We start from the raw sequence: 22683 nt of genomic DNA, 5'->3' as shown, positions 1-22683 counted from the left end.
GCCCCCGGGCGGTCAGGAGACGAGCAGCGGGTCCATCTGCGCGGCCAGGTCGTCGGCCTCCGGGCCCACGATGACCTGCACCACGCGACCCGAGCGCACCACGCCGAACGCGCCCGACGCCTTGAGGCCCGGCTCGTCCACCAGGGCAGGGTCGCTCACCTCGACCCTCAGGCGGGTGATGCAGGGCTCGAGCTCGACGACGTTCCGGCTACCGCCGAGCGCCGCGAGGATGTCGTCCGCCTTGTGCGCCGCGATGGTCATAGGGGCCTCCCGTGGAGTGCGTCGTTGCAGGTCCGTGACCAGGGTAACCCCCCGGGCGCACGAGCGGGGGCAGCAGCGTGCCCGGTGTCTGGGAAGATGGCCCGGTGACGGACCAGACTTCACCCGTGCCTCCCCCCGAGTCGTTCTACGACGCCGTCGGCGGGCACGCGACCTTCGAACGCCTGGTCGACGTGTTCTACGAGGGCGTCGCCACCGACGAGGTGCTGCGCCCGATGTACCCCGAGGAGGACCTCGGCCCCGCGAAGGTGCGGCTCACGCTCTTCCTCGAGCAGTACTGGGGCGGCCCCACGACGTACAGCCAGCAGCGCGGGCACCCGCGGCTGCGCATGCGGCACGCGCCGTTCAAGGTCAACCCCGACGCCCGCGACCGCTGGCTGCACCACATGCGTGCCGCCGTCGACTCGCTGGACCTGGCGCCGATCCACGAGTCCCAGCTGTGGGACTACCTGGAGCGGGCCGCCTTCAGCATGATCAACACGTTCGACGAGTGACCCCACGACCGTCCCCGGGCTCGACCCGACGAGTGACCCTGGAGTGCGCGTGAGCGAGACGTCCACCACCGCCCCCGCCTCGGCGGGCATCCCCGACGCCCTGGACCGCCTCCTGTCGACGCTCGACCTGCGCGAGGTCGACGGCTGGGGCCCGCGCGGGGAGGACGACCTGTGGCGCGGCGACTCCGTGCCCGGCCCCGCCCGGCGCGTGTACGGCGGTCAGGTGCTGGCGCAGGCGCTCCTCGCGTGCGGCCGCACGGTCGACGACGACCGCCTGCCGCACTCGCTGCACGCGTACTTCCTGCGCGAGGGCACCCTGGACACGCCGATCGACTTCGCCGTGGAGCGGCTGCGCGACGGGCGGTCGTTCAGCGCCCGGCGTTCGCACGCCATCCAGCACAACAAGCCGATCCTGTCGCTCACCGTGTCGTTCCAGGTGGACCAGCCGGGCTACGAGGCCTCCGAGCCGGCGCCCGGCGACGTGCCGCCGCCCGAGGAGGTCCCCTCCGCGATCGACGTGCTCCACGGCATCGACCACCCGGCCGCGAAGTTCTGGTCGCACGAGTCGGCGTTCGACCTGCGGCACGTGGGCGGCTCGCTGTACCTCGGCCCTGACCCCGACCCGAAGCCCACCCAGCAGGTGTGGGTCCGCGCACGGCACGCGATCGAGTCGGACGACCGCCTGCTGCACCGGGCGCTGCTGGCCTTCGCCTGCGACCAGGTCATGCTCGAGCCGGTGCTGCGGCAGGCCGGGAAGTCGTGGACGGAGGTCGGCGGCACCGTGCCGATGGCGAGCCTCGACCACGCCATGTGGTTCCACCGCGACGCCCGCGCCGACGACTGGCTGCTGTACGTGCAGGAGTCCCCGGGCGCGCAGGGCGGGCGCGGCCTCGGCCTGGCCCGCGTGTACGACCGGGAGGGCCGGCTGGTGGCGAGCATCGCGCAGGAGGGCATGCTCCGCCTCCCCGGCTGACGGCGAGGACCACACCGCGCGGGGCCGGCGCGCCCGCCGCAGACTGTGCGCGTGCGCCTGCGCCGCGTCTCCGCGTCCTCCCCCGGCTACTCCCGCCGCCCGAAGGGCGACGGCTGGGTCTTCCTCGACGTCGCGGGCGTGCCCCTCGACGACGAGGCCGAGGTCGCCCGTTGCACGCGCCTCGCCGTCCCGCCCGCCTGGTCCGACGTGTGGATCTGCCGGTACGCGGACGGCCACCTGCAGGCGTTCGGCCGGGACGACGCCGGGCGCGGCCAGTACCTCTACCACGAGGAGTGGCAGGCGCGGCGGGCGCGGCGCAAGCACGACCACGTGCTCGACGTCGGGCGACGCCTCCCCGCAGCCCGGGCCAGGGTGACACGCGACCTGGCCGCACCCGGGCTCGGCCCGCGCACGGTGCTCGCGCTGGCGTTCCGGCTGCTCGACGAGGCGTACTTCCGGGCCGGCGGCGAGGTCTACGCGAAGCGCCACGGCAGCTACGGGCTCGCGACGATCCGCAAGGAGCACGCCACCGTGCGGCGCGACGGCAGCGTGCACTTCCGCTACCCGTCCAAGTCCGGGCAGCGGCGCGACGTCCTGGTCGAGGACCCGGTCGTGGCCCGGCTCGTCACGACGCTGAAGCGACGGCGCGGCGGCACCGACCTGCTCGCCTGGCGCGAGGACGACCACGACCGCCGGGTCCGCTACCACGACGTCACGAGCACCGACGTGCAGGCGGACGTGCGGGACCGCCTGGGCGAGGACGCGACGCCCAAGGACTTCCGCACCTGGCACGCCACGGTGCTGACCGCCCGCGCGCTCGCCGACGCCGGCGCTCCGCCTGCCTCGCACCGGGCACGACGCCGGGTGGTCACCGCGATCGTGCGCGACGTCGCGGACGAGCTCGGCAACACCCCGGCCGTCGCGCGGTCGTCGTACATCGACCCCCGCCTGTTCGACCTGTGGGAGCACGGCGAGACCATCGGCACGACCCGGTCCCGCTCGGCCGCCGAGCGGGCGGTGCTGGACCTGCTGGGCTGACCGCGCGCGACGGCGTGTCGTCAGCCGCGGCGGCGGAAGGCCACGGGCTCCTCGACGAACTCCTCCCAGGCGGCGCGCTCGTCGTCGGCGATGCGGCGCGGGGCCCCGGTCGCGGCGTCGACGACGACGATCGTGGTCACCGCCTTGACGTACGCCTTGCCGCCCGAGGCGGGACCGGTGCGGTCGACCCCGCCCGGCACGCCGTCGTGCACCTCGTAGCAGACCTCCAGGCTCGCGCCGCCGATGGAGCCGATCCACATCTCCACGCGCACGGGCGTCCGGGAGAAGCCGAGCGGCCGCAGGTACTCGATCTGCTGCCCCGCGACCAGCGTGTGCGACGTCGCGTGCGGGCCGGTGTCGAGGATGGCGGTGGGCCACTCCTCGCCGTCCACGGCCTCCGGGTGCCGCCAGAACGCCGTGATCCGCGCATCCTCCAGGAGGCGGAGCATCGCGACGTTGTTGACGTGCTGGTACGCGTCGAGGTCGGACCAGCGCAGGGGGACGGGGACGTGCAGACGGGTCATGGCTCGCATCGTCGCACGCCGCCGCACCTGCTCCGGAATCGACCCCGAATCGACCCCGAATCGACCCGGCACCGACCCGTCAGCCGGCGGCGATCGCGGCCGCGGCGCGGCAGCGTGCGAGCGCGCTCAGCTCGTCGCCCACCGGCACGCGCACCAGGCGGTCGGCGACGGCCGCGACGGCCTCGCGCAGCCGTCGGCGCACGCGGACGGCGCGACGCCGGGCGCCCCAGGCGGCCGCGCCGCGGGCGACCAGCGCGAGCAGGAGGCCCAGCACGAGCCCGCCGAGCGCCAGCAGCGTCGGCCACGGGACCTCGAGGACGCCGCCGCCGGCGCCCGTGAGATCCACCGTGAGCACGGGCAGGATCAGCGACGGCAGCCGGAAGTACTCCACGACCGCGGCCGCGGCCAGCCACAGCAGGCCCACGACCGCCGCGGCGAGCAGCAGCCACTGCACCGTCCCGACGACCGCCCACCAGCGGGGTCGCCGCGCGGCCTCGAGCTGCGTGCCGACGACCGCCTGGTCGAGGTCGCCGGGCAGCCGGTCGATCGCGTCCTGCGCGCGCGCCCGGGCGACCAGCACCCACGGGTCGGGGGCGCCGTCGGTGACCTCGTCGACGTACCGGCGCACCGCCGAGGCCGCCGCGGCGCGCACCGCCGGCCGCGTGGTGGGCAGGGAGCTGCGCACCAGGTCCGGACGGTCGGAGCCCTCCCGCCCGGACGTCCCCCGGTCGGCCACGCCGCCGTCGGGCCCGCGGCGCAGCCCGAGCCGGCGCAGCGGGTCGCGCCGGAGCCGGGACACCCAGCGGGTGACCGGCCACCCCGTGGCGAGGTGGGCGTCGCGGCGGTGGGCCGACGCCACGGCCTGCGCGACCGTGGGCACGCCCGCCGCGTCCTCGAGGGCGTCCACGAGCGTGCCCGCGGCGCGCTCCCCCGTCCGCGGGGCGGAGCTGGTCCCGCACGCGTCCGCGATGCGCTGCGCCGCGGCCCGGGCGTCCGCGGCCAGGCGCGCGGTCGCCGCCTCGCGCCGCGCCGCGGCGTCGGCGAGCAACCCCTTGAGCTGGTCCGTCCCCTGCCCCGTCGCGGCCGACACCGCCAGGACGCGGGAGCCGTCCAGCCCGTCGGCGGCGACCAGGCGGCGCAGGTCGGCCAGCATGGCGTCGGTCTCCGCGTCCGAGAGCCGGTCGGCCTGGTTGAGCACCACCACGACCACCTCCGACCGGCCGGCCAGCGGGCGCAGGTACCGCTCGTGCAGCGCGGCGTCGGCGTACTTCTGCGGGTCCACGACCCACACCAGCAGGTCCGCCCGCTCGACCAGCCGCTCCGCCCGCACCCGGTGCTCGACCACCACCGAGTCGTGGTCGGGCAGGTCGAGCAGCACGAGGCCGGTCGAGATGCCCGCGGGCGCGCGCCTCCCGCGCAGCCGGCCGAGGCCCCGCCGCGGGGACCGCGCCTCGGCCTCGTCGTCGGCCGGCGTCGGCATCTCCTGGCGCCGCTTCACCTCGAGCCAGTCCAGCAGCGGGCCCGCGCCTTCGCCCCACACGGCCGCGACGGCGTGGGACGTGGTGGGCCGCCGCACGCCGACGGTCGCGATCTCGTCGTCCGCGACGGCGTTGAGCACGCTGGACTTGCCGGACCCCGTCGCGCCCGCGAGCGCCACGACCGTGTGCTCCGCGGACAGCCCGCCGCGCTCGCGCGCCCGCGTCACGACAGCGCGCGCCGCGTCGAGCAGCCCGCGGTCGAGGCGGCCGTTCGCCGTCACGACCGCGGTCTCCAGCGCCGCGGTGCGGTCCGCGAGGTCGATACGGCTCACTGGGCGCCCTCCTCGCCGCGGTCGCGGGACCGCCAGCGCGACCACCAGCCGCGGCGGCCGGCGTCGTCCTCCCGGCGCGCGGGCTCCTCGGCGGGCGCCCCGCGGTCGGGGCCGTCCGGCGGGCGGAGCCGCCCGGCGCCCCGCAGCAGCCCCCCGCTCCAGGGGCGGGTGGCGCCCTCGTCGGGCACCGACCGGGCGGCGCGCTCGGCGCGGGCCGCCCCGGCCACGCGGTGCGCGGCGTCGCGCACGCCTTCCGCGCCCGTGTCCTGCGTGCCGAGCGCGTCGAGCTGCGCGGTGTACCGCGCGGCCTGGCCGCGGAGCACCGCGTCGAGGCGGCCGTTGAGCCGTTCCTTCGCCTGGGCGGCGAGCCGGCGCACGGCCTCGTCGCCGAAGACCGCCTCCAGCAGCTTCTGGGCCACCACGGCCGTGCCGCCGGCGATGCCGATCTCCGCGCCTGTGAGCCCCGCGGTCGACGCGAAGACGATCACCATGAGGCTGACGCCCAGCGCGTTGACCCCGAACGAGACCGCACGCGCGGTGCCGCGCCGCGACTCGCCCTGCTCGCGCACCAGCGACAGCACGTCCTCCTGCCAGCCCCGGATCTGTTCCGCCACCTCGGTGCGCAACGCCGCCGGCACCCTGGCCAGGTCCAGACCGTCCAGCAGGGCGGCCCCCGCGCCGTCGCCCCGCCAGGCCGCGTAGGTGCGCTCGGCCGCCTGCTCGGCCGCGTCCAGGATCACCGACTCCAGGCCGTGCGCGATGGCCTGCTCCACCTGTGGGGCCTCCTTCGGCCGGCCGCGGAAGAACCGCACCACGGCGTCGCGCGCCCGACCCACCCCGACCTCGACGGCCCGGAAGAACTCCCCCGTGCCGACGAAGTCCTGCCAGCGGGCCAGCACCTCGCCGCGCAGCAGCGCGCCGTCGGACGTCGCGGCCTCGACCTGCGCCAGCGCCTCGGCGTGGTACCGCCGCACCGCGTCGCGCAGCCGCGCGTCGGCCACCTCCTGACCGTCCGCGGTCTCGGCGAGCGCCACCGCGCGGCGCACGAGGTCGTCCACGACGCCGTCCCGCGTGGCGGCGATGACCCGCGCCCGCGCCTCGGGGTCGCCGCCGAGCCCCGACAGCCACGTCGCGACCTCCGCGACCGCGGCCTCCGGCAGCAGCCCGTCGACCAGCGCGCCCGGCCCCTGCTCGGCGGCCTCGCCGAGCACGAACACGCGGGCGTCGCCCAGCCCGTGCTCGACGGTCATGCGGCGCAGGTCGTCGGCCACCACCTCCGCGCCCGGGTCCACGCGGTCCAGCACGATGGCGACCTGCGCGCGCCGGCGCGCCGCCTGGCCGAGCAGGTCCCACGGCACCGCGTCGGCGTAGCGGGCTGCCGTCGTGACGAAGAGCCACAGGTCCGCCGCGCCGAGCAGCTGCCCGGCCAGCTCGCGGTTGGCGGTCTCCACGGAGTCGATGTCGGGCGCGTCCAGCAGCGCGAGCCCCTGCGGCAGGGCCTCGCTCGCGACCAGCCGCAGCGCGGCCGCCCCCTCCGCCGGCGCCCGGCCGGTGGCGCCGTCCGCCCCGGCGGCCCGGCCGTCGGGGGCGGTGCCCGACGACGTGACCCGGGCCAGGCCGGGCAGCACGCGGTCGGTCGTGAACCAGCGGGCGTCGAGCGGGTGGTGCACCAGCACGGGCGCCCGGGTGGTGGGGCGCAGCACGCCGGGTGCGGAGACGGGCTCCCCCAGCAGCGAGTTGACCAGGGTCGACTTGCCCGCCCCCGTGGACCCGCCCACGACGACCAGCAGCGGCGCCCGCTCCGAGCGCAGCCGCGGCAGCAGGTAGTCGTCGAGCTGGTCCACCGCCTGGCGCAGGTCCGTGCGCGCGGCGGGGACCCCCGGCGTCTCCAGGGGCAGCCGCATCGCGCCGAGCCGGGCGCGCAGCAGGTCGAGGGACTCCACGAGGGCGGCCGCCGGCGCTGCCGCGGCCGTCCCCTCCTGACGCCGGTCGTCCGCGCCGCCCCCGGAGGTCGGGGAGGGCGTGGCGTCCGGGTCCGTCATGTGCTCAGTGTGCCCAGGTCGGACGATCGGCGCAGGTCCGGCGCAGGGCCGGCGCAGGTCCGCCGCCGTCCCGACCCGTCCGCGGGCGCGCCGACACCGAACACCTACCGAACATCTACCGTGAGGCGTCGTCCACGAGACTGTGGGGGTCGCTGCCTACCCTGTCGAAAGGAACTCCCCCATGCCCCTCGACCTGCACGGGACCACCACGGTCGTCACCGGCGCGAGCTCGGGCCTCGGCGCCGAGTTCGCGCAGGTGCTCGCCGCGCGCGGCTCCGACCTGGTCCTCGTGGCGCGCCGGGCCGACCGGCTCGCCGCGCTCGCCCAGGAGCTCGAGGACGGGTACGGCGTCCGCGCGCACGTCCTGCCGCTCGACCTCGCGCAGGACGACGCCGTCGCCACCCTGACCGAGTTCCTCGACGCACGGTCCCTCGCGGTCGACTCGCTCGTGAACAACGCCGGCTTCGCCACGTCGGGCGGGTTCGCCGACGCCGACGCCACACGCCTGGACCGCGAGGTCCGGCTCAACGTCGGCGCGGTCGTGGCGCTCACGCGCGCGCTGCTCGGCCCGATCACGGCGTCGGGCCGCGGGTTCGTCCTGAACGTGTCGAGCATGGCCGCGTTCCAGCCCATCCCGACCATGGCCGTGTACGGCGCCACGAAGGCGTTCGTGCTGAGCTTCACCCAGGCGCTCGCCCACGAGCTGCGCCGCACGGGCGTGCGGGTCACCGCCCTGTGCCCGGGCCCGACGCGCACGGAGTTCTTCGACGTCGCGGAGTCGCCGCTCGCGGCCTCGGCGAGCCTGCAGTCCGCCCCCGAGGTGGTCGCCGCCGCGATCCGGGCGCTCGACGCCCGTCGCACGCCGTCGAGCGTCGTGCCGGGGGCGCTCAACCGGTTCGGCGCGGGCCTGGGGCGCCTGCTCCCCCGCTCCCTCGTCGTGCCGCTCGCCGCCCGGCTCACGACCTGACGGACGGCGCCCTTCTGGAGCGGCCGACCGTCAGGACCCGAGCCGGCGGCGCAGCCACGCGACGCACGCGTCGCCCTGGGCGCGCTGGAACGCCCGCACGTGCGGGATGCCCGGGGGCGGCGGCTGGAGCGACGAGTGCACGAAGTACCCCGCCATCGCCACGAGGTAGGCCGTCACCGCGTCGTCGTCCGTGCCCGGCGGCAACGGGCGGCGGCGCAGCGCCTCCTCCGGGGGCGGCCCGCCCTCGACCTCGACCGCTGGCAGCATGCCCACCAGGTTGCAGAAGGCCGCGCCCCGGGCAGCGTTCGGCCAGTCGACGGCCAGGGCCCGCGTGCCACCGGGGCCGCGGTCGGGCGCCTCGAGCAGCAGCGCGTTGTCTCCGCGCAGGTCGCCGTGCACCAGCGACGTCCCGGCGACGGCGACCGGTTCGTCGCGCTCGGTCTCGGCCAGCCGGTCCAGCTGTGCCGCGAGCCACGGGTCGTAGGCAGCGAGCCCGGCGGGGAGCTCGGCGGCCAGCCGCTGCATCCGGCCGGTCGGGAACTCGGTCTCGAAGCCGGGCAGGGTGCCGGCGGGCACCGGGTGCTCCCCCACCGCGACCGCGAGGTCGAGAACGACCTGCAGCTCGTCGTCGTCCCACGGCGTGCGCGGGTTGCGCGAGTCGAGCGTCTCGAACGCGAGCGCGACCCACGCGTCCCGACCCGTGTCGCCCGGCGCCGGGATCTCCGTGGACCACAGGATCCGCGGCGTCGGGACACCGTCGGGCAGCAGCGCCGCGCGCCGCGCCTCCTCGCGGTACAGCCCGACCGTGAACGGGTGCTCGGGCCCGATCGCCTTGACGAACACCGCGCCGCCGCCGGTGCGCAGCGTGGAGGCGAGACCCTGCGAGTAGCCGCCGTCGTGGCTGGTCCAGCCCATGACGGTCGCGCCGAGGCGCGCCTCGATCGCGGACCGCACGGGCACGGGCAGCTCGGGCCAGACGGGGCGGGTCCGGGTGGGGCTCGTGGCGCTCATCCGGGGAGTATCACCGGCCAGGGCGGGCCGCCCCAGTCAAATTGCTGCCCGCCCGCCGCTCGTGCCGGCGCGACCGGCACGAGCAGCGGTGGGGTGGAGCGGTCGTCTCACGCGACGGCGGTGCCTTCGAGCTCGATCATCTGGCCGGGGATCGCCAGCCGTGCCACTTCGAGCATCGTGGTGGCCGGCGCCGCCCTGGCGGCGCCGAGCCGCGCCGCCAGCACCCCGTAGTGCCGAAAGAGCAGGTCGACGTCGGTGGTGTAGACGTTGACCCGGACCAGGTCGGCGAGGGTCATGCCGGCCGCGCCGAGCACCGCCTCGACGTTGTCGAGGCTCAGCGCCAGCTGTGCCGCCATGTCGCCGTCGTGCCGGGGTCCACCGTCGGCACTCATGGCCGTCTGGCCCGAGATGTACAGGGTCCGGCCGTGCCCGGAGACGACCTCGCCCTGGTTGAACCCCCTCTCCACCGACCACGTCACCGGGTTGACCGCCGTTCGTTCCGTCGCCACATCAGCTCCATCCGTCTCGTGGGGCACGTCCGCCCGACGGCTCGATGGCCGCCGGTCGTGACGTCGTGGAGCCGAGCCTGCCCACTCATCACGACACCTTGTGTCATGTATGTCGATAGGTTCGTGCCATGCGCGCCGATCGGCTGGTCTCGCTCGTCCTGCTGCTGCGCCAGCGCGGGCGGCTCTCCGCGGCCACGCTGGCCCACGAGCTGGAGGTGTCCACCCGCACCGTGCTGCGCGACATCGAGGCGCTCTCGGCCGCCGGCGTCCCGGTCTACTCCGAGCGCGGCCGGCACGGCGGCTTCGCGCTGCTGCCCGGTTTCCGGACCGAGCTGACCGGGCTGAACCACGACGAGGCACTGGCCCTGCTGACCGCCGGGTCGAAGGGGGGCAGCCAGGTGTTCGGCCTCGGCTCGGCGCTCGCCTCGGCGACGCGCAAGGTGGTCGACGCCCTGCCCCAGAACCACCGCGACACCGCGGTCGACGTCGCTCAGCGCTTCCTCGTCGACCCGGAGACCGACCTGCTCTCACGCCGCTACGTCACCGAGGAGGTGCCCGGCGCCGTCATGACCGAGGTCCGGCGCGCGGTGCTCGCCGGGCACCGGCTCCGCCTCCACTACGCGGCGGCGGGCCAGGGCCCGAGATGGCGCACGGTGGACCCGATCGGCCTGGTCACCGTGCGCGACAAGGGCTATCTGCTGGCCACGACGTCCGGCGCGGACCGCACCTACCGGCTGTCCCGGATCCTGGCCGCCGAGATGCTGCCCGAGCCGTCCCGGCGTCCCGACAAGGTCGACCTGGGCCAGGTCTGGCGGGAACGCAGCGCACGGTTCAGGGCCGGCGGCGAGCAGGTCGGCGTGCGGCTCCGGTTGAGCCCGGCGCGGCGCGACGAGCTGGCGGGCACCGCGCTGGCCCTCCACTCCGAGGAACCCGACGACCACGGCTGGCTGCGGCTGGAGGCGACGTTCCAGGACTCACGTCACGCCGAGTGGGCGCTGTGGCAGCTCGGCACGGACGCGGAGGCGCTGACCCCGCCGTCGTTGCGCGCCGCCCTCCGCGAGCGCGCTGCCGCCCTCGCCGCGCGCTACGAGGCCCCCGACTGAAGCGCCACGACGAACGACGCCCCCGGCACCTCGAGGGTGTCGGGGGCGTCGTGGTACGCGGGTCAGTCGCGCGTGAGCTTGCGGTAGGTGACGCGGTGCGGGCGCGCCGCGTCCGCACCCAGGCGCTCGACCTTGTTCTCCTCGTAGGAGGCGAAGTTGCCCTCGAACCAGTACCAGTTGGCCGGGTCGTCCTCCGTGCCCTCGTAGGCGAGGATGTGCGTCGCGACGCGGTCGAGGAACCACCGGTCGTGGGAGACCACGACGGCGCAGCCGGGGAACTCGAGCAGCGCGTTCTCCAGCGAGCCGAGCGTCTCGACGTCCAGGTCGTTGGTCGGCTCGTCGAGCAGCAGCAGGTTGCCGCCCTGCTTGAGCGTGAGCGCCAGGTTCAGGCGGTTGCGCTCGCCGCCGGACAGCACGCCCGCGGGCTTCTGCTGGTCCGGGCCCTTGAAGCCGAACGACGCGACGTAGGCACGCGACGGGATCTCCACGTTGCCGACCTTGATGAAGTCGAGCCCGTCGGACACGACCTCCCACAGCGTCTTCTTCGGGTCGATGCCGCCGCGCGACTGGTCGACGTAGGAGATCTTGACGGTGTCGCCGACCTTGAGGTCGCCGCCGTCGAGCGGCTCCAGGCCCACGATCGTCTTGAACAGCGTGGTCTTGCCGACGCCGTTCGGGCCGATGACGCCGACGATGCCGTTGCGGGGCAGCGTGAAGCTCAGGCCGTCGATGAGCTGGCGCCCGTCGAAGCCCTTCTGCAGGTTCGCCGCCTCCAGGACCACGCTGCCCAGGCGCGGGCCGGCCGGGATCTGGATCTCCTCGAAGTCGAGCTTGCGCGTCCGCTCCGCCTCGGCCGCCATCTCCTCGTAGCGGGCCAGGCGGGCCTTGGACTTGGTCTGGCGGCCCTTGGCGTTGGAGCGCACCCAGTCCAGCTCGTCCTTGAGGCGCTTGGCGAGCTTCGCGTCCTTCTTGCCCTGCACCTCGAGGCGGGCCTGCTTCTTCTCCAGGTAGGTGGAGTAGTTGCCCTCGTAGGGGTACAGGCGGCCGCGGTCGACCTCGCAGATCCACTCGGCCACGTGGTCGAGGAAGTACCGGTCGTGGGTGACCGCCAGGACGGCGCCCGGGTAGGAGGCCAGGTGCTGCTCGAGCCACAGCACGGACTCGGCGTCGAGGTGGTTGGTGGGCTCGTCGAGGAGCAGCAGGTCGGGCTTCTCGAGGAGCAGCTTGCACAGCGCGACGCGACGGCGCTCACCGCCCGAGAGCACCGTGACGTCGGCGTCCGGCGGCGGGCAGCGCAGCGCGTCCATCGCCTGCTCGAGCTGGGAGTCGAGGTCCCAGGCGTCGGCGGCGTCGATCTCCTCCTGCAGCGTGCCCATCTCGGCGAGCAGCGTGTCGAAGTCGGCGTCCGGCTCCGCCATCAGGGCGGAGATCTCGTTGAAGCGGTCGATCTTCGCCTTGATGGGGCCGACCGCCTCCTCGACGTTGCCGAGCACCGTCTTCTCCTCGTTGAGCGGCGGCTCCTGCAGCAGGATGCCGACCGTGTAGCCCGGGGAGAGGCGCGCGTCACCGTTCGACGGCTGGTCGAGGCCGGCCATGATCTTGAGGATCGTGGACTTCCCGGCGCCGTTGGGGCCGACGACGCCGATCTTGGCGCCGGGATAGAAGTTCAGCGACACGTCGTCGAGGATGACCTTGTCGCCGTGCGCCTTGCGCGCCTTGTACATGGAGTAGATGAACTCAGCCACTGGCTCTGCTTCCACCGTTCGATCGCGCGGAGAGTCCGAAGACTCGGTTCGAAGGATTCGAGACTCCAGCGGACACGCTGGAGGACCGGCATGGCGGCCGGTCCACCAGCCTACGCGACCCCGGCGCTCACACGCCGACCGGGACGGGCTCGTCCGCGTCCGCCGGCTCCGCCGCGGCGTCGTCGTCCGGCGCCCGGCCGTCCGCGGCCGTGGCCCACGGGTCGCTGCCCTCCGGGCCCTGGCCGGGAGCCGGGTCCGCGTCGGACCGGTCCACCACGCGCGTGAACCGCGCCAGCCCGCGCGTGACGTCGGGGCCGACGGCGTTCGCGTCGATCACGAGCTGCCAGCGGTCCTTGCCCTCCTTGTCCACCCACTCCTCGGTGGACAAGCGGCCGACCACCACCACCGGGTCCCCCTGCCCGAGGGACTCGGCCACGTTCCGCGCTCCGGTGCGGAAGGACTTCACGGTGAACCAGAGGGTCTGGCCGTCGGACCACTCCCCGCTGCGCTGGTCGCGCACGCGCCGCGTGCTCGCCACCCGGAAGGTGGTCCACTCGACGCCGCTCGGCGACCGGTTCAGCGTGGGCTTCGTCCCGACGAACCCGTTGACCGTGATGCTGACCTCGTTCATGCGCTCCTCCTGGGCTCGCCGCCGACGGGCGCCGGCGGTGCCCCCAGGATCAGTCGCGCGACGCCCGGTGGGCCCCCGCCTTCGGCGCATCTGTGGAGGACGGCGCCAGCTCGTGGCCTGTGGGCAGCCTCAGGGACCCGGTGAGCGGCTGCGACGTCGGCACCTCGGTCGCTGCCTGCGCGAGCTCGCGCACGCGGCGGTGCTCCACCAGCAGCTTCTGCGTCGGCTCCCCCAGCCCCTCCGCGAGCACCCGCTCGAGGGCGGCGCGGCCGGCGGCCGCGACGGCGTGCTCCCGCTTGCGCGCCAGCCCTCGCCGCGCCGCGGTGCCCGCGAGGGCCACCGCCAGCGCGGCCACGGCCGCGACGCCCGCCAGGCCGAGCAGCACGGCCGGCCACGGGGTCCCGAGGCCCAGCACGCCCGTGAGCGCGAGCACCCCCACGACCGCCGCGACGACGGCGACCGCGCCCAGCACCCACGCCGTGCGGCGCAGCACCCGCCCCGACGTCGGGCCGCGGGTGTCGAGCGCGACGCCGCGCAGCGCACCGGCCACGGACGTGCGCAGCTGGTCCGCCCCCGCGACGGACGACGCGAGCGACCGCTGCCAGCCCGGCCGGAGCGACGCACCGGCACGGGTGAGCCACCGGGCGCGCGAGAGCGCGACGGCGTCCCGGTCCGGCGGCGGCACCTCCGGGCGCCCGTAGCCGTTGCGCACCGCGTTGCCCACCTGCGTCGCGACCGCGGCCAGCCCGGTCGCGGCGACGAGCGCGTCGAGCTCGCGCTCGACGGCCGGACCCATCTGCCACGGCACCTCCGCGGGCGTCTGCGCCAGGAGCAGGCGGGCCGCCACGTCGAGCTCGGCCGCCGCGCGCCCGGCCGCGACCGACCGGCGCGCGCAGGCCTCCTCGAGGAGCACGCGCACCCGGTCGATCCCCTCGCCGGTCCGGGCGGAGACGCCCTGCACGTACACGCCGGTCAGCCCGTCGTCCTCGAGCAGGCGGGCCAGGTCCTGGAGCAGGTTCTCCCGCTGCGAGTCCGGCACGGTATCGACCTGGTTGAGCAGCACCACCATCGACGACTCGGAGCCCACGGAGTCGCGCAGGTAGCCGGAGTGCAGCGCGTCGTCCGCGTACTTCTGCGGGTCCACCACCCACACGAGCAGGTCCACGAGCGGCAGCACGCGGTCCACGACCTCGCGGTGCGCGGGCTCGACGGAGTCGTGGTCGGGCAGGTCGAGGAGCACCAGCCCGGCCAGCTTCTCCTCGTCCACGCCGTCGAGCTCGCCGCCCTGGGTGATGCGGCGCTCGCGGTCGACGCCCACCCAGTCGAGCAGTGCCTCCGCGTCGTCCGACCAGGAGCAGGCCGTGACGCGCGCCGTCGTGGGGCGCTTCACCCCGACGTCCGCGAAGCTCAGCCGCGACACCTTGTTGAACAGGCTCGACTTGCCCGAGCCCGTGCCACCGGCGAAGGCCACCACGGTGTGGTCGACGCCCAGCGAGAGCCGCTGGCGCACCCCGTCGACGGCGGCCGTCACGCGCCGGGACGTCGCGTCGTCGAGGCGCGGGCCGGCGATCTCGAGCGCCTCGGCGAGGTCCTCGGTGCGGGCGCGCAGCGTCGCGTCGTGGGTCGGGCTCTCGGTCATGTCAGCCTCCTGAGCTCGGCGAGTCGCACGCGCAGCCCCGCGGCCGCGTCGTCGGCGGGTTCGGACGGACCGAGGTCGTCCAGCACGGCCTGCACCTCGGCGTCGACGACGGCGGCCGCGCGGTCGCCGAGGTCGTCGCGCAGCGTGCCGACCAGCGCGTCCGCCGCGTCGCCGAGGACGCGGGCGAGCAGCCGGGCGGCCTCGTCGCTGCCCGCCGCCGACGCCAGCAGCAAGGTGGCGAGCCCGCGCGGCCCGAAGGCCTTGACCGCGGACTCGACGCGCGCCGTCGTCGAGGCCGACCCGCCGGAGGAGGAGGCAGCGAGGTCGGTGACGAGCGTGTCGGCCCCCTCGGCCCACGCCGTCACGCGCCCGGGCACGTCCGCCTCGCGGGCCGCCGTGCGCGCCGCTCCGTCGGGCGCCACGGCCTCGCCCCCGGCGGGCGCGCCCGGACCGGCGAGCACGGCGCGCAGCCGCTCCTCCACCCGGGCCCCCGACGCGGCGAGAGTGCGTGCCGCGGCGTCGACGACGTCGGCCCGCAGCCCGTCGAGCGCGACCTCGCGCGCGCGGCCGGCGCGCCGGGTGCTGCGCGCCCGGTCGCCGCGGACCTTCACCCGGTCGACCCCCGCGGTGCCGGACAGCTCGCGCCACCTCGCCTCGACGGACGCCCCGGCGACGACCCCGGCGGCGACCGCCTCGCGCGCCAGCCGCTCCGCCGCGGGGACCTCCTCCTCGACCCGGCGGCGCAGCGTGTGGGTCGCGTCCTGCTGGGCGTCGAGGGCGTCGGCCAGGGACGTGACCCAGCCGGGCAGCGCTCCCAGGGCGCCCTTGAGGGTCCGCACGACGACCGCACGGGACCGGTCCGGCCCGGCCAGCATCGAGAGCCAGCGCCGCACCGGCTGCACGACGGACGGGTCGAGCAGGCCCTCGTGCGGACCGACGTCGGGGACCACGAACAGCGGCACGTCGGTCATCCCGTGCTCGCGCAACCGCTGCAGCAGGTCGCCGCGCACGGTGGTCAGCGTCTCCTTCGGCACCCGGTTGAGGACCATCGCCACCGACGCCCCGCGCTCCGTCGCCCGGGAGAGCGCCTGCCACGGCAGGGCGTCGCCGTACCGGGAGGCCGTCGTGACGAACAGCCACAGGTCGGCGGCCTCGAGCAGCTGCTGCGCCGTCGACCGGTTCTTCTGCACGAACGAGTCGAGGTCGGGGGCGTCGAGCAGCGCCGTGCCGCGCGGCACGCCCTCGTGCTGCACGACGCGCGACAGGTCGGTCACCGGGCCGGGCGACATGACGTCGGCGTCCGCGGGGTGGTGGGCGAGCACGGGCTCGCGCGTCGTGGGGCGCAGCACCCCGGCCTCGGACACGGCCTCGCCGAGCAGCGAGTTGTACAGGGTGGACTTGCCCGCACCGGTCGACCCGGCGACCACGACGACGGCGGGCGACGACAGCTCCTTGAGCCGCGGCAGGAGGTGCTCGTCGAGCTGGGCGAGGAGCCGGTCCCTCGAGGCCGCGGCCTCCTCCGCCCCGTCGATCGGCAGCGGGAGCTCCACGGCGGCGACGTCGCGACGCAGGTCGCGGGCCACGTCGTGGACGGTGACGCCGATCTCCTCGCTCGCCCCCGCGTCTTTCCTGCTCGCGGCGCGGCGCGAGGCGCGGGTTTCCAGGGAAGGTGTCACGGGCACATCCTTCCCGCTGGGGCGTTCCGTGCCAAACGCGCGCGCCGCGCGGGAGGTCGATCCCCGCGCGGCACGCGATCGGCCCACCGGCCGGCTCGGGGTATCAGCGGCGGCGGAGGCTCTCGTAGATGCGCGCGAAGTCCTCCGCGCCGTGCCCCGCGTCGACCTGACGGCGACGCAGCTCCACCACCATCGCGATCGGCGCGGGGTCCACGCCCTGCTCCTCGCTGGCCCGCACCAGGTGGCCCAGGTCGGACCAGTCGAGGCTCTGCACGGGCCCGGAGTAGTCGCCGCCGTCGATCACCTCGGCGTCGAGCGCGAAGAACTCGGTCATCGCGGCGAGGAAGGGCGCCGCCCGGCGGGCGAACGAGGCCGCGTCCACCCCGTCGACGCCCACCATCGCGGCCCCGTGCAGGAACCCCGCGAACATCGTGTACATGCCGGAGAGCATGGCGAGGTCCAGCAGCGACGCGCGGCCGGGGTCGGTGCCCTCGAACGTGCCCGTCGCCCACACGTCCAGCACGCCGCGGGTCTCGCGGAACACGCCCTCGTCGCCGCTGTACAGGATCGCGGCGCCCGGCGCCCCGATCATCGGCGGGGCGGCCATGATCGCGCCGTCGATGTACCGCAGCCCGTGGTCGGACGCCCACGAGGCGAGCTCGCGGGCCTGGTTCGGCGTGGTCGTGGTCAGGTTGACCACGACGCGGCCGCGCAGCTGCTCGGCGAGCGGGTCGAGCGTCTCGTGCACCGACGCGTGGTCGTCGAGGCAGACGACGACGGTCGGCGCCGCGCGGACGGCGTCCCCGGAGTCGGCCGCCCGGCGGGCGCCGCGCTCGACCAGCCCGGTGTCCCGACCGGGCGAGCGGTTCCAGACGGTGACGGCGTGGCCGCCGTCCAGCAGCGTGGAGGCCAGCACGCGGCCCATATCGCCCAGCCCGAGCAGGGCGACGGCCTGCGGCTCCGGCCGCGACCCGCCGCTCATCGCGGGTCCCGGATGCCGTCGATGATGCGCGTCCAGGTGTCGCCGCCGTGCCCGTCGTCGATCGCCCGGCGATAGTGCGCCTGCACGGCCCGGGGCAGGACCGTGTCGATGCCTGCCGCCTCGCTCGCGGCCACGACGTGGTCGGCCGTCGCGCCCATCATGGTGACGGCCGACAGGTCGCCCGGGTGCCGCCCCGCGTCGATCTGCTCGCCCGAGCTCTCCCCTGCCTCGAGCATCGCCGGGATGCCCGTCAGGGTGGCCAGCGCCTCGGGCAGGAAGTCGCGCGCCGGGACACCGGCACTGCCCACCAGCGCGGTGGCGTGCATGAGCGCCGACAGGGAGGTGAGGAACACGTCGAGCTGCGCCTGGTACATCAGCTGGGCCGTCCCGGGGTCCGCGCCCACGTACCGCGGTGCGCCGATCAGCCTCAGCGTGCTGCGGTGCCGGTCGAGGATCTCCTGCGGCCCGGAGTAGTAGACGTAGGCATCGTCCGTGCCGACCGTCGGCGCGGGGCTCATCACACCGCCGGCGAGGAAGCGAGCCCCGTGCTCCGCGGCCCACGCGGACGCCTCACGCGTGCGCTCCGGCGTGTCCGAGCTGAGGTTGACGAGGGTGCGCCCGGCGAGCACGTCGGTCGCGCCGTCGAGGATCGCGTCCATCGCCGCGTAGTCGGTGAGGCTGAGCACGACCAGCTCGGCCGCCTCCAGCGCTTCCCGGGGCGTCGGCGCGAGGAGCGCACCGTCCGCCACCACGCCGTCGGCCCGGGACGGGGTCCGGTTCCAGACGGTCACGGGATGGCCGCCGTCGAGCAGGCTGCGGACCATCGCCTGGCCCATCGGCCCGAGTCCGATCACGGTGACCGGTGCGGGATGCTGCGTCATGCGTGTCTCCTTCTGCGCGTCGGGGCTTGTCCGTCGAACGGGACACCTCCATGCTGAGGGGGTACGGCGACGCCGTGAAGTACGCACCATTTACTGGGGTACTCACCTTCAGGTAAGTACCCGGAGGCGAGGAGCACGATGGCGACGAGCACCCGGCGCGGCCCCTACGTCTGCGGCATCGACGCCGCGCTCGACGTCGTGAGCGGCAAGTGGAAGGGCCTGATCCTCTGGGAGCTCGACGAGCACGGCGTGCGCCGCTTCGCGGAGCTGCGCCGCGGCCTGCCGGGCGTGAGCGAGAAGATGCTCACGCAGCACCTGCGCGAGATGGAGGCCGACGAGCTCGTGGTCCGGACCGTCTACGCCGAGGTCCCCCCGCGCGTCGAGTACACCCTGACCGAGCACGGCCACGCGCTCAACGACGCGCTCGCCCCGCTCGGCCTCTGGGGCAGCGAGCGGATCCGGCGCGAGGGCCGCGAGCTGGTCGACCACGCCGACGCGGCCGCGATGCCCCGCCCTTGACGAGGGCAGTCGGTGCCCCCGACAGGACTCGAACCTGCAACCGACGGATTAGAAGGCCGTTGCTCTATCCATTGAGCTACGGAGGCGCGGGGCCATCGTATCGGGCCGGCTCGCCGCGGAAGGATCGGCGCGGGACGGCAGTCCCGGCGGTCCCACCTGGGAAAAAGCCGTGCGCCGGACGAACGCCGCCCGGCAGACTCGTCCATGCACCGCGGTGACGCGCGGCCGGCCAGACGCCGGTCGCACGGGTGGTCCCTGGCCCGGACCGACGACCCCACGTCACGAAGGACACCATCACCATGTTTCCCCCGGAGAACCTGCTTCTCGTGCAGGCCATCCAGCGCGAGCGTCTCGAGGACGCCGAGCGCCGACGCACCATCCACCGACTGCAGGAGCAGCAGCGCACGCTGCGCCGGCAGCCGCACGCCCGACGACAGCGCACCAGCATCGCCCGGTGGCTGTTCGACTGGCTGACCGCATGACACCCGCCGAGCGGGCGCCGGCCGGGTATCGACCCGCCGACGACGCCACCACGAGGGCCCCGGGGCCCGGACCGTTCGCACCGAACCGTCCGGAGCGCCGGGGCCCTCGTCACGTCCGCGGGCAGGTGCTCGGGCAGGTGCTCGGACAGGTGCTCGGGCAGGAACCCCGGCACGACCCCGAGCAGGCTCCCGGGCACGCGGACCGTAGGCTGACCCCGTGAGCCCCGCGAACCCGAACGAACGCATCGTGTGGATCGACTGCGAGATGACCGGCCTGAACCTGCGCGCCGACGCGCTCGTCGAGGTCGCCGCCGTGGTCACCGACTCCGAGCTCAACGTGCTCGGCGAGGGGGTGGACGTCGTCATCGCCCCGCCCGCCGCCGCGCTCGAGCAGATGAACGACTTCGTCCGCGACATGCACACGTCGTCCGGCCTCATCGAGGAGATGCCCGCGGGCATGACGCTCGAGGAGGCCGAGCAGGCGGTGCTCGACTACGTCCGCGAGTGGGTGCCCGACCCGGGCAAGGCTCCGCTCGCCGGCAACTCCGTGGGCACCGACAAGATGTTCCTCGACCGGGACATGCCCGAGCTGGTGGGCCATCTGCACTACCGGATCGTGGACGTGTCCTCGATCAAGGAGCTCGCCCGGCGCTGGTACCCGCGCGTGTACTTCGCCTCCCCCAAGAAGGAGGGCGGCCACCGGGCGCTCGCCGACATCCTGGAGAGCATCGACGAGCTGCGCTACTACCGCGAGGCCCTCCTCGTCCCGCAGCCGGGCCCGGACTCGAAGACCGCGCGCGCCGTCGCCGAGCGCGTCAAGGAGACGTCGGTCACCCGGCGCCGGACCGAGGCCTGAACCGCCTCTCGGAGCATGTACACTTTTCGACGGTCCGGTGCTTCGGTACGCGGACCATGGTGGCTATAGCTCAGTCGGTAGAGCGCCTGGTTGTGGTCCAGGAGGTCGCCGGTTCAAGCCCGGTTAGCCACCCCACCCGCGAGGCCCCCGCAACGTCCGTCCGGACGCCGCGGGGGCCTCGCGCTCTGTCGGGTCGGCGCCCGCCTGCCACGGCCGCCAGGACGGCCGCGTCTCCCCTATTCGGTATACCATCGCCACCGGCCGCGGACGCGGCCCGTGACCGAAGGAGACGTTCCCGCCGTGGCACCGCAGGCCGCCCTCGCCCGACCGACCGGCCTCGCCGCGGCGTTCTCCTGCCTGCGGGGCAACCGCCCCTTCCAGCTCCTGTGGACGTCGAACCTGTTCTTCTTCGGCGGCGTCTGGACGCAGACCCTGGTGCTCGGCTGGCTCGCGTTCGAGCTGACGCACTCCGAGCTCCTCGTGGCGGTGTTCACCGCGGCTCGCCTGGCTCCCCTGCTCCTCGGCCCCGTCGCGGGGGCCCTCGCCGACCGGTACGACCGGGTCCGCCTGCTGGTCGTGGCCTGCTCGTGGGCGGCCGGCGCCGTCGCCGTCGTCGCGGCACTCGCCACCGCCGGCCTGCTGCCGTACTGGGCGCTCGTCGTGGCGGGCTTCGCCATCGGCATCGCCCAGTCGCCCTCCCAGCCGGCCCGGATGTCCCTCGTGCTCGACCTCGTGGGCCGGGAGAACCTCTCCAACGCGAACGCGCTCAGCTCGATGGCGCTCCACTCGACCCAGGTGATCGGGCCCGCCCTGGGCGGCGCGATGATCGCGGCGATCGGCGCTCCGGCAGCGCTCTGGGTCTCGACCGCCTGGTACGCGCTCTCGCTCGTCCTGCTGCTGCCGCTGCGCCGCGTACGCACGCGCGCGGTTGCCGCCGACCACCCGACGACGTCCGTGCTCGCCATGGTCGCGGGCGGGTTCCGCGCCGTGGCCGGCAACCGGCTCGCCGTCGCGGTCCTGCTCGTCACCCTCGCCGCGAACGTCTTCCTCTGGCCCGTCTACCAGTCGTTCATGCCCGTCTTCGCCGCCGAGTCGTTCGGGCTCGACGCCGCCGGCCTCGGCGCGCTGCTCACCTGCGCCGGCATCGGCGGCCTGGTCGGGTCGCTCGTCATCGCCATGCTCGGCGACTTCCGCCTCAAGGGCGCCCTGTTCGTCCTCGGCACCACGGTGTGGGGGCTGGCCTGGGCCGCGTTCTCCCTCGTCACGACGCCCGCCGCGGCCTTCGTGCTGATGGGGGTCATCGGGCTGTCCGGCGCCGCCTTCGGCGTGCTCCAGACCACGCTGCTGCTCCTGACCACCGAGCCCGCGGTGCACGGGCGCGCGCTGGGGCTGCAGGAGCTCGCCATCGGCGTCATGCCCGCCGCCACCCTGGCGATCGGCGCCGTCGCCGAGCACGTCGGGGTCCCCCGCACGGCGCTCGGCGCGAGCCTGGCGCTCGTCGTCGTCCTCGGCGTCCTCATGCTGGCCGTCCCGGACCTGCTGCGCCTCGGCCGCGCGGAGCGCGACAGGCCGCTGGAGGACGCGGGATGACGCCCCCGTCGGCTCTGGACCGGGTCAGGCCCGCGCGACGATCGCGTCCGCGAACGCGTCCAGCGTGGCCGCCGTCCCGGAGTGCTGCATCCACAGCGACGGCTCGGTGAGCTCGAGCTCGATCACCATCGGGGTGCCGTCGTCGCGGGTCACCAGGTCGACGCGGGCGTAGAGGAACGGCCGCTCTCCCCCGACCTGCTCGCGGGCGATCGCGAGCGCCTTCTTGGCCACGTCCACCTGCTCGGGGGTGGCCGTCGCGGGCTCCATCCGCTCCGCGGCGAAGAGCTCGTCGCTGGCCTCCGCCGGCCCGGTGAGCAGCGCGTGCTTGCGCACCGCGTGCCGCAGCTCGCCGTCCACGAAGACGAGGCCCATCTCCCCCGTCGTGTCCACCGACGTCACGTACGGCTGGATCATCACCGCGCGGCCGCCGTCGAGCAGGTCCACCGCGTGCTTGATCGCGAGCGCCCGGGACTGCGCGGACACCGGCTGGTAGCGGCCCGTGTCCTGCGCGCCCGCGCTGACCACGGGCTTGACCACGAAGTCGCCGAACGCCGGCATGCGCGTGTGCACGGCGCGCTTCGACAGGTGCAGGTCGGGGTCGAGCCAGATCGTCGGGATGACGGGCACGCCCGCCTCCTCGAGGATGCGCAGGTAGCCCTTGTCGGTGTTCCAGCGCAGCACGTCGGCCTTGTTCTCCAGGCGCGGCACCCCCTGCGCCCACGCGAGGAAGTCGTCGCGGCGCGGCGAGTAGTCCCAGGTGGAGCGGACGACGACGAGGTCGTAGACCGACCAGTCCACGTCCGGGTCGTCCCACACGACGGCCTCGGCCACCACGCCCCGCTCGGTGAGCGCGGCGAGCAGCGGACGGTCGTCGCTGTCCAGGCGGGGCAGGGCGGAGCAGGTGGCGAGGCCGATGCGGGTGGAAGTCACGC

The 22683-nt window shown here is 75.1% G+C and carries 22 protein-coding genes and 2 tRNA genes; 10 read left to right on the top strand and 14 right to left on the bottom strand.

Features of this window, described 5'->3' with window-relative positions; genetic code table 11:
- Positions 1-12: 12 nt before the first annotated feature.
- Positions 13-261 carry a PTS sugar transporter subunit IIB gene (locus tag ACQFYA_RS07905; RefSeq protein ID WP_499122797.1) on the bottom strand — a complete coding sequence of 83 codons (249 nt, stop codon included), beginning with the start codon at positions 259-261 and terminating at the stop codon, positions 13-15.
- Positions 262-386: 125 nt separating this feature from the next.
- Between ACQFYA_RS07905 and ACQFYA_RS07900 the strand changes: the two genes are divergently transcribed.
- Genes ACQFYA_RS07900 through ACQFYA_RS07890 form a run of 3 tightly spaced genes read left to right on the top strand, consistent with a single transcriptional unit; the run spans position 387 to position 2784 of the window.
- Positions 387-773, top strand: a complete 387-nt coding sequence (locus ACQFYA_RS07900) for a globin (protein WP_499122794.1) — start codon at positions 387-389, stop codon at positions 771-773.
- A gap of 49 nt (positions 774-822) precedes the next feature.
- Positions 823-1746 carry an acyl-CoA thioesterase gene (locus ACQFYA_RS07895; RefSeq protein WP_499122792.1) on the top strand — a complete coding sequence of 308 codons (924 nt, stop codon included), beginning with the start codon at positions 823-825 and terminating at the stop codon, positions 1744-1746.
- 51 nt (positions 1747-1797) lie between these two features.
- Positions 1798-2784 carry a DNA topoisomerase IB gene (locus ACQFYA_RS07890; protein WP_499122790.1) on the top strand — a complete coding sequence of 329 codons (987 nt, stop codon included), beginning with the start codon at positions 1798-1800 and terminating at the stop codon, positions 2782-2784.
- Positions 2785-2804: 20 nt separating this feature from the next.
- On the opposite strand, the gene ACQFYA_RS07885 is transcribed toward ACQFYA_RS07890, so the two are convergent.
- The 3 genes from ACQFYA_RS07885 to ACQFYA_RS07875 all read right to left on the bottom strand — a co-directional run bounded on the left by ACQFYA_RS07885 (position 2805) and on the right by ACQFYA_RS07875 (position 7160).
- Entirely contained in the window at positions 2805-3308 is a 504-nt protein-coding gene (locus ACQFYA_RS07885) for an acyl-CoA thioesterase (RefSeq protein WP_499122788.1), read from the bottom strand.
- Between the two features lie 79 nt (positions 3309-3387).
- Entirely contained in the window at positions 3388-5118 is a 1731-nt protein-coding gene (locus tag ACQFYA_RS07880; protein WP_499122786.1) for a GTPase, read from the bottom strand.
- Positions 5115-7160, bottom strand: coding sequence for a dynamin family protein (locus ACQFYA_RS07875; RefSeq protein WP_499122784.1), 2046 nt, complete (start codon positions 7158-7160; stop codon positions 5115-5117). The genes ACQFYA_RS07880 and ACQFYA_RS07875 overlap by 4 nt, the downstream gene beginning before the upstream one ends.
- A 181-nt stretch (positions 7161-7341) precedes the next feature.
- On the opposite strand from ACQFYA_RS07875, the gene ACQFYA_RS07870 reads away from it, so the two are divergent.
- Positions 7342-8127, top strand: coding sequence for an SDR family NAD(P)-dependent oxidoreductase (locus tag ACQFYA_RS07870; RefSeq protein WP_499122782.1), 786 nt, complete (start codon positions 7342-7344; stop codon positions 8125-8127).
- Positions 8128-8157: 30 nt separating this feature from the next.
- On the opposite strand, the gene ACQFYA_RS07865 is transcribed toward ACQFYA_RS07870, so the two are convergent.
- Together ACQFYA_RS07865 and ACQFYA_RS07860 are read right to left on the bottom strand one after the other, a co-directional pair.
- On the bottom strand, positions 8158-9138 hold the full coding sequence (locus ACQFYA_RS07865; RefSeq protein WP_499122780.1) for a phosphotransferase: 981 nt from the start codon (positions 9136-9138) through the stop codon (positions 8158-8160).
- Between the two features lie 107 nt (positions 9139-9245).
- Positions 9246-9647, bottom strand: a complete 402-nt coding sequence (locus tag ACQFYA_RS07860) for a RidA family protein (RefSeq protein WP_499122778.1) — start codon at positions 9645-9647, stop codon at positions 9246-9248.
- 128 nt (positions 9648-9775) lie between these two features.
- Between ACQFYA_RS07860 and ACQFYA_RS07855 the strand changes: the two genes are divergently transcribed.
- Positions 9776-10750: a helix-turn-helix transcriptional regulator gene (locus tag ACQFYA_RS07855; protein WP_499122777.1), complete on the top strand. Its 975-nt coding sequence runs from the start codon at positions 9776-9778 to the stop codon at positions 10748-10750.
- 62 nt (positions 10751-10812) lie between these two features.
- Here ACQFYA_RS07855 and ettA read toward each other — a convergent pair whose 3' ends face one another.
- The 6 genes from ettA to ACQFYA_RS07825 form a co-directional block, all read right to left on the bottom strand.
- The gene (gene ettA / locus ACQFYA_RS07850; RefSeq protein ID WP_499122775.1) at positions 10813-12495 is read right to left on the bottom strand and encodes an energy-dependent translational throttle protein EttA; all 1683 of its coding nucleotides are present in this window, start codon (positions 12493-12495) and stop codon (positions 10813-10815) included.
- A 127-nt stretch (positions 12496-12622) separates the two neighbouring features.
- A complete protein-coding gene (locus ACQFYA_RS07845; RefSeq protein ID WP_499122773.1) occupies positions 12623-13126 on the bottom strand; it encodes a single-stranded DNA-binding protein in 504 nt (167 codons plus the stop codon).
- Between the two features lie 49 nt (positions 13127-13175).
- The gene (locus ACQFYA_RS07840) at positions 13176-14765 is read right to left on the bottom strand and encodes a GTPase (RefSeq protein WP_499122771.1); all 1590 of its coding nucleotides are present in this window, start codon (positions 14763-14765) and stop codon (positions 13176-13178) included.
- Positions 14762-16441, bottom strand: coding sequence for a GTPase (locus ACQFYA_RS07835; protein WP_499122770.1), 1680 nt, complete (start codon positions 16439-16441; stop codon positions 14762-14764). The genes ACQFYA_RS07840 and ACQFYA_RS07835 overlap by 4 nt, the downstream gene beginning before the upstream one ends.
- A 103-nt stretch (positions 16442-16544) precedes the next feature.
- Complete coding sequence (locus tag ACQFYA_RS07830) at positions 16545-17423, bottom strand: NAD(P)-dependent oxidoreductase (protein ID WP_499122768.1); 879 nt, start codon at positions 17421-17423, stop codon at positions 16545-16547.
- Entirely contained in the window at positions 17420-18304 is an 885-nt protein-coding gene (locus tag ACQFYA_RS07825) for an NAD(P)-dependent oxidoreductase (protein ID WP_499122766.1), read from the bottom strand. The genes ACQFYA_RS07830 and ACQFYA_RS07825 overlap by 4 nt, the downstream gene beginning before the upstream one ends.
- Positions 18305-18442: 138 nt before the next feature.
- Between ACQFYA_RS07825 and ACQFYA_RS07820 the strand changes: the two genes are divergently transcribed.
- Positions 18443-18823: a winged helix-turn-helix transcriptional regulator gene (locus ACQFYA_RS07820; RefSeq protein WP_499122765.1), complete on the top strand. Its 381-nt coding sequence runs from the start codon at positions 18443-18445 to the stop codon at positions 18821-18823.
- 13 nt (positions 18824-18836) lie between these two features.
- On the opposite strand, the gene ACQFYA_RS07815 is transcribed toward ACQFYA_RS07820, so the two are convergent.
- Positions 18837-18909, bottom strand: a tRNA-Arg gene (locus ACQFYA_RS07815).
- 213 nt (positions 18910-19122) lie between these two features.
- On the opposite strand from ACQFYA_RS07815, the gene ACQFYA_RS07810 reads away from it, so the two are divergent.
- The 4 genes from ACQFYA_RS07810 to ACQFYA_RS07795 all read left to right on the top strand — a co-directional run bounded on the left by ACQFYA_RS07810 (position 19123) and on the right by ACQFYA_RS07795 (position 21751).
- The gene (locus tag ACQFYA_RS07810; protein ID WP_499122762.1) at positions 19123-19305 is read left to right on the top strand and encodes a hypothetical protein; all 183 of its coding nucleotides are present in this window, start codon (positions 19123-19125) and stop codon (positions 19303-19305) included.
- A 217-nt stretch (positions 19306-19522) separates the two neighbouring features.
- Positions 19523-20161 (top strand): oligoribonuclease, encoded by a 639-nt coding sequence (orn, locus tag ACQFYA_RS07805; RefSeq protein ID WP_499122760.1) that lies wholly within the window; start codon positions 19523-19525, stop codon positions 20159-20161.
- A 59-nt stretch (positions 20162-20220) separates the two neighbouring features.
- Positions 20221-20296, top strand: a tRNA-His gene (locus ACQFYA_RS07800).
- A gap of 165 nt (positions 20297-20461) precedes the next feature.
- A complete protein-coding gene (locus tag ACQFYA_RS07795) occupies positions 20462-21751 on the top strand; it encodes an MFS transporter (protein WP_499122759.1) in 1290 nt (429 codons plus the stop codon).
- Positions 21752-21775: 24 nt separating this feature from the next.
- Here the strand turns inward: ACQFYA_RS07795 and ACQFYA_RS07790 are convergent, their stop codons facing one another.
- Positions 21776-22681, bottom strand: a complete 906-nt coding sequence (locus tag ACQFYA_RS07790) for an ATP-grasp domain-containing protein (RefSeq protein WP_499122758.1) — start codon at positions 22679-22681, stop codon at positions 21776-21778.
- Positions 22682-22683: the final 2 nt, after the last annotated feature.

The organism is Promicromonospora sp. Marseille-Q5078 (genome assembly GCF_050315395.1).
Lineage (GTDB): Bacteria > Actinomycetota > Actinomycetes > Actinomycetales > Cellulomonadaceae > Isoptericola.
Note: the sequence above shows the minus strand (reverse complement) of the source record. Positions and strands in the feature narration are given on the sequence as shown.

Excerpts from the sequence above, each read along its gene's own strand:
- ACQFYA_RS07840 (WP_499122771.1), bottom strand. The coding sequence starts at position 14,765 with ATGACCGAGAGCCCGACCCACGACGCGACGCTGCGCGCCCGCACCGAG.
- ACQFYA_RS07875 (WP_499122784.1), bottom strand. The coding sequence starts at position 7,160 with ATGACGGACCCGGACGCCACGCCCTCCCCGACCTCCGGGGGCGGCGCG.
- ACQFYA_RS07865 (WP_499122780.1), bottom strand. The coding sequence starts at position 9,138 with ATGAGCGCCACGAGCCCCACCCGGACCCGCCCCGTCTGGCCCGAGCTG.
- ACQFYA_RS07885 (WP_499122788.1), bottom strand. The coding sequence starts at position 3,308 with ATGACCCGTCTGCACGTCCCCGTCCCCCTGCGCTGGTCCGACCTCGAC.
- ACQFYA_RS07810 (WP_499122762.1), top strand. The coding sequence starts at position 19,123 with ATGTTTCCCCCGGAGAACCTGCTTCTCGTGCAGGCCATCCAGCGCGAG.
- ACQFYA_RS07905 (WP_499122797.1), bottom strand. The coding sequence starts at position 261 with ATGACCATCGCGGCGCACAAGGCGGACGACATCCTCGCGGCGCTCGGC.
- ACQFYA_RS07845 (WP_499122773.1), bottom strand. The coding sequence starts at position 13,126 with ATGAACGAGGTCAGCATCACGGTCAACGGGTTCGTCGGGACGAAGCCC.
- ACQFYA_RS07820 (WP_499122765.1), top strand. The coding sequence starts at position 18,443 with ATGGCGACGAGCACCCGGCGCGGCCCCTACGTCTGCGGCATCGACGCC.
- ACQFYA_RS07870 (WP_499122782.1), top strand. The coding sequence starts at position 7,342 with ATGCCCCTCGACCTGCACGGGACCACCACGGTCGTCACCGGCGCGAGC.
- ACQFYA_RS07830 (WP_499122768.1), bottom strand. The coding sequence starts at position 17,423 with ATGAGCGGCGGGTCGCGGCCGGAGCCGCAGGCCGTCGCCCTGCTCGGG.
- ACQFYA_RS07825 (WP_499122766.1), bottom strand. The coding sequence starts at position 18,304 with ATGACGCAGCATCCCGCACCGGTCACCGTGATCGGACTCGGGCCGATG.
- ACQFYA_RS07855 (WP_499122777.1), top strand. The coding sequence starts at position 9,776 with ATGCGCGCCGATCGGCTGGTCTCGCTCGTCCTGCTGCTGCGCCAGCGC.